Raw genomic sequence first — 5,071 nt, 5'->3', positions numbered from 1 at the left:
TCAGACCGAAGCTGGGGGCCTACTATCACCTGTGCCTCAAGATTAGATCGAATCAAGACATAGAACCAAAGATACCGAAAGCGCCGACCTGAAGTTCCATTGAGTCAAATTTGCGAAGTACTCAAGAATGAATTCCCGTACTTTTCCCGTACAAGCAATAAAAAAGCACCGGGCGTTTCCGCTAAGTGCTTGATTTTCCTACCGAATTTGGTAGGCGCGACTAGATTCGAACTAGCGACCCCCACCATGTCAAGGTGGTGCTCTAACCAACTGAGCTACGCGCCTGCTGATCCTTGAATTATAGCCATAAAAAACACCTTTTCGGGGCGCGTTTCAATAAGACGTGTTTAGCGCCTTCGCGCCGCCCTCACCCCTTTGACGCCGCGCACGGTGCCCAGCACTTTGTGCAGGCTGACCGCATCGCCGATCTCCACCGTGAAGGTCATCCAAGCGGTGCCCTTCACGGACTGGGTCTGCACACCGATCACGTTCATCTTTTCTTTGGCAAACACCTCGGAGATGTCGCGCAACAGGCCTTGCCGGTCAAAGGCCTCCACCGCCACGTCCACCGGGTAGACTGAGGCATCGGGGCCTTTGTGCTCGCCCCAGCGCACCTCGATCACGCGCTCGCCGTGGCGTGCGGCCAGCTCGCGGAAATTGCTGCAGTCCTGGCGGTGAATGCTCACACCCTTGCCGCGTGTCACAAAGCCACCAATCGCATCGGGCGGTGCGGGTTTGCAGCAGCGCGAGAGCTGTGTGAGCAAGGAATCTACCCCCACCACCAACACGCCCGAGGGTGATGGGCGGGCCGCTCCTTTGAACTTTTTGTGCAGGTATGCGTCGCCTTCTGGCTCTGGCTCTGGCGGGTTGAGCAACACCTCAATGTTGCGCAGCGAATACTCGTCTTTGCCCACCACCTCGAACAAGCCTTCGGCCGACTTGAAGCCCAGCTGGCTGGCCAGGTCTTCCAAGCGGATCGCGGTGCGACCCATGCGCTGCAGGAATTTTTCGACCGCCTCGCGCCCACGGGCCACGGTTTCGGCCATGACTTGGGCGTTGAACCAGGCGCGCACTTTTGCCCGCGCACGAGGACTCGCCAAAAAGCCCAACTCGGGGTTGAGCCAGTCGCGTGACGGGCCGCCCTCCTTGATGGCGGTGATTTCCACCGTCTGGCCGTTGGCCAGTGGGGTGCTCAGGGGCACCATGGCCCCATCCACCTTGGCCCCCCGACAACGGTGGCCCAGGTTGGTGTGCACGGTGTAGGCAAAGTCGATGGGCGTGGCGCCTTGCGGCAACTCCACCACGGCGGCTTCAGGGGTCAACACATAGATGCGGTCGTCAAACAGGCCATTGCCGGTGGCATTGGCTTGAGCCGCCCCGGACAGGTCGCGCTCCCAGGCCAACAGCTGGCGCAACACAGCAATTTTGGTGTCGTATTCGCTGGTGGCCGACACCCCGGTGTAGCCTTTGGCACCGGCTTCCTTGTAGGCCCAATGGGCCGCCACACCGTGCTCGGCATGGTCGTGCATGGCTTGGGTTCGGATTTGCACCTCGATCGGGCCGCCATCGGCATCGCGCACCACGGTGTGCAGCGACTGGTAGCCGTTGGCTTTGGGCTTGGCGATGTAATCGTCAAACTCCTGGGCAATCGGCGCAAAGTGCTCGTGCACCCAGCTGAGCACTTGGTAACAATCGGCCACGCTGGGCACCACCACGCGCAGCGCCCGGATGTCGAACACGCGCTCAAAAGGCAACGACTTGCCACGCATCTTGCGCACAATGCTGTAGATGTGTTTGGGCCGCCCCTCCACGATGGCAGCAATGCCTTGGCTGGCCAGCGCTTGCTGCAAACGCTCGCGCAACGCGACCATGTAGCGCTCACGTTCGGTGCGTTTTTCATCCAGCTGCAGGGCAATGGTTTTGTAGGTGACGGGCTCCAAAAAGCGAAACGACAGGTCTTCCATCTCCCATTTGATCTGCCAGATGCCCAAGCGATTGGCCAGTGGCGCAAACACCTGCAAAGACTCGCTGGCCAAAACAGGCGGAACCGGCAGTTTGGTGGCAGCGTAATGGCGAAGGGTTTGCAAACGCGACGCCAGGCGCAGCATGACCACCCGCAAATCGCGGCTAAAAGCCAACAGCATCTTGCGCACGTTTTCGGTCTGGATGCGGGGGCTCAGCGGGGTGTTGTCTGGCCCCTGGGTGCTGGACTCGGCCGCGCGGGACAAGCGCTGCACATGCACCAATTGGTTGGTTTGCAGCGCCAGTTGCGCCAACTGCGGCCCGAAGGCCTTGGTCATCACGTCTTCGGGTTTGTTCAGGTGCGGGCAGGCGTAAACCAAATAACTGGCCGCCTGCATGGCCACCGAACCGTCAATGCCGGCCAAGATGGCGGCCACCGCATCGGCATGCACCAAGATGTTCTCCCCCGTGTCCAGCGTTTCGTCGGCGATCAAGGGCAGCGCAAAGGTGCGGGCCTTGGCCAGGATGTCCGCGTGTTCGGCAGCATCGGCGGTGGCCCGCATGACTGGCGGCAACTCAACGGCCTGCGCCTGCGGCGCATGCAAGCGGCCCGGTGCAGAAACCGGACTGGCCGCATGGCTGGAAGTGGGGCCGACCATGCGTTCAGACGCCCAATAAAAATTGAGTCACCGGGGCGATCTGATCGTCGCCAGTCAAGGTCGGGGCATGGCCGAACCCCGGCCAAGTCAGCAGCTGGGCGCGGGGGCCGCGCTGCGTCATGGCGGTGGCTGTTTCAGGGGTTAAAAGGTCTGAGTCCTGGCCCCGAATGAGCAGCGTTTGCGCATGGATTTGGTCGTACAAAGCCCACAAAGTGGCTTCTCCGGCCACAGCATCATCGGGCGTCATGGCGCGCAGCGGCACGCCAATGGCCGGGTCGTAATGCAAGGTCAAGGCACCGTCCGTCCCCGCTCGCGTCATGGGCCCAGACAGCTCGCGCCAAACGTCGGCGGGCACCGGGCCAAAGCCTTGCGACAGGGCCCACAAAGCGGCAGCTGCCTCGTCCAGATCGCGAAATTGCCCATAGTGCCCCACATAGGCTTGCATGCGCTGCACCGAACCCCAGGCGATGGCTGGGCCCACGTCATTGAGCACCAAGCTGCGAATCGCCACCGGCATGGGCAAGCCAGGCTGCCCAGCCAGCACCATGCCGATCAATCCGCCCATGCTGGTGCCCACCCAGTCGAGTGTTTGCATGGGCGCTGCGTTGCCGGATGTGGCAACGATTTGGGCGTTCACTTGGGCCAGCATGGCCAGCATGTCGGCGGCATATTGCGGCAACTGGTAAGCCCCGGCATCGCTCAGCCAATCGCTTTGGCCTCGCCCCACCACATCGGGGCAAATCACTTGCAAAGGCTCGGTGCTGCTTGCCAGCAGCGCGCGGGCCAAGCGGTCAAAATCGCGGCCCTGGCGCGTCAGGCCATGCACGCACACCACCACATGCCGAGCATCCGCAGGGCCCCAACGCCAGTAAGCCATGCGGTGTTGCCCTTCAGGATGCGGGCAAAGCACAAACTCGGGGTGGGGCTGAAGGGGCAAAGCGGCGGCAGAGTGGGTGTTCATGACAATCGGAAACAATCTGAGGGCAGCGCCGCCAAAACAAGACATGGGCAGCGCGATAATGGACTTTTGAACATCCTAATTCATCTTTCGGAGTGAAAATCATGTTGCAAGGTAAAACAGCGTTGGTCACAGGCTCAACCAGCGGCATCGGACTGGGCATCGCCAAATCTTTGGCCAAACAAGGTGCCAACATCGTGCTCAATGGCTTTGGCGATGCCGAAGGCCCCCAGGCAGAAATTGCCGCCTTGGGCGTGAAAGTGGCCTACCACGGTGCCGACATGAGCCAAGCCTCTGAGATTGAGGCCATGATGCAGTTCGCCGCCGACACCTTTGGCCGCGTCGACATTCTGGTCAACAACGCCGGTATCCAGCATGTGGCCAAGATCGAAGACTTCCCCATCGAGCGCTGGGACGCCATCATCGCCATCAACCTCTCCAGCGCCTTCCACGCCACCCGCCTGGCCCTGCCCGCCATGAAGGCCGCCAACTGGGGCCGCATCATCAACGTTGCATCCATCCATGGATTGGTGGGCTCGGCCGAAAAGTCGGCCTATGTCGCCGCCAAGCACGGCGTGGTGGGCCTGACCAAAGTCACCGCCCTGGAAAACGCCACCACCGGCGTGACCTGCAACGCCATTTGCCCCGGCTGGGTGCTGACCCCACTGGTGCAAAAACAGGTGGACGCCAAAGCCGTGGCCATGGGCTTGACCAATGAAGAGGCCAAAAAACTGTTGCTGCAAGAAAAAGAGCCTTCCATGCAGTTCACCACCCCAGAAGAATTGGGCGAACTGGCGGTGTTTTTCTGCTCAGCCGCAGGCAACAACGTGCGCGGTGTGGCCTGGAACATGGACGGCGGCTGGACCGCCCAATAAAGCCATGAGCAACTCCCCCCGTTTGGACAAAATTGTCATCGTCGACGACGATGCCCGCATCCGCGACCTGTTGCGCCGATTTCTATCGCAAGAAGGCTTTGACGTCTTGCTGGCCGAAGACGGCCGCGCCCTTGATCGCATCTTGCAGCGCGAAACCGTGGACCTGCTGGTGCTCGATTTGATGCTGCCTGGCGAAGACGGCCTGAGCATTTGCAAGCGCTTGCGGGCCACGGGCGTAAAAACCCCCGTGATCATGCTGACCGCCAAAGGCGAGGATGTGGACCGCATCAACGGCCTCGAAATCGGTGCCGACGATTACCTGGGTAAACCGTTCAACCCCCGCGAGTTGCTGGCCCGCATCCATGCGGTGCTGCGCCGCAGGCCCGTCAGCGAATTGCCGGGCTCCCCTTCGGCCGAAGAAGAGGTCATCACCTTTGGGCACTTCAAGCTCGATTTGAGGGCACGCTCGCTCACCAAAGACGGTGCAGACATGGCCCTGACCACGGGTGAATTTGCCATGCTCAAAGCTTTGGCCAGGCACCCCAGGCAATCGCTGACGCGCGACAAACTGGCGCAGCTGGCGCGTGGGCGCGAATTTGAACCCTTTGACCGCAGCC

General features: G+C 61.2%; 4 protein-coding genes and 1 tRNA gene. 2 read left to right on the top strand and 3 right to left on the bottom strand.

The window, feature by feature from the left end:
• Positions 1-208: 208 nt before the first annotated feature.
• The 3 genes from Q0341_RS06970 to Q0341_RS06960 all read right to left on the bottom strand — a co-directional run bounded on the left by Q0341_RS06970 (position 209) and on the right by Q0341_RS06960 (position 3,582).
• Positions 209-285, bottom strand: a tRNA-Val gene (locus Q0341_RS06970).
• Between the two features lie 62 nt (positions 286-347).
• Complete coding sequence (locus tag Q0341_RS06965) at positions 348-2,525, bottom strand: bifunctional (p)ppGpp synthetase/guanosine-3',5'-bis(diphosphate) 3'-pyrophosphohydrolase (RefSeq protein ID WP_299511498.1); 2,178 nt, start codon at positions 2,523-2,525, stop codon at positions 348-350.
• A 100-nt stretch (positions 2,526-2,625) separates the two neighbouring features.
• Complete coding sequence (locus Q0341_RS06960; RefSeq protein ID WP_299511497.1) at positions 2,626-3,582, bottom strand: alpha/beta hydrolase; 957 nt, start codon at positions 3,580-3,582, stop codon at positions 2,626-2,628.
• Between the two features lie 101 nt (positions 3,583-3,683).
• Here Q0341_RS06960 and Q0341_RS06955 point away from each other — a divergent pair, with 101 nt between their 5' ends.
• Positions 3,684-4,454 (top strand): 3-hydroxybutyrate dehydrogenase, encoded by a 771-nt coding sequence (locus tag Q0341_RS06955; RefSeq protein ID WP_299511495.1) that lies wholly within the window; start codon positions 3,684-3,686, stop codon positions 4,452-4,454.
• Positions 4,455-4,458: 4 nt separating this feature from the next.
• The coding region (locus Q0341_RS06950) for a response regulator (RefSeq protein ID WP_299511493.1) at positions 4,459-5,071 on the top strand (613 nt) is incomplete at its 3' end.

Origin of the sequence: uncultured Limnohabitans sp. (assembly GCF_937889215.1) — a bacterium.
In the GTDB taxonomy this organism is placed as follows: domain Bacteria; phylum Pseudomonadota; class Gammaproteobacteria; order Burkholderiales; family Burkholderiaceae_C; genus Limnohabitans_A.
The sequence above is the reverse complement of the archived record's forward strand: the minus strand, read 5'-3'. Positions and strand labels throughout refer to the sequence as shown.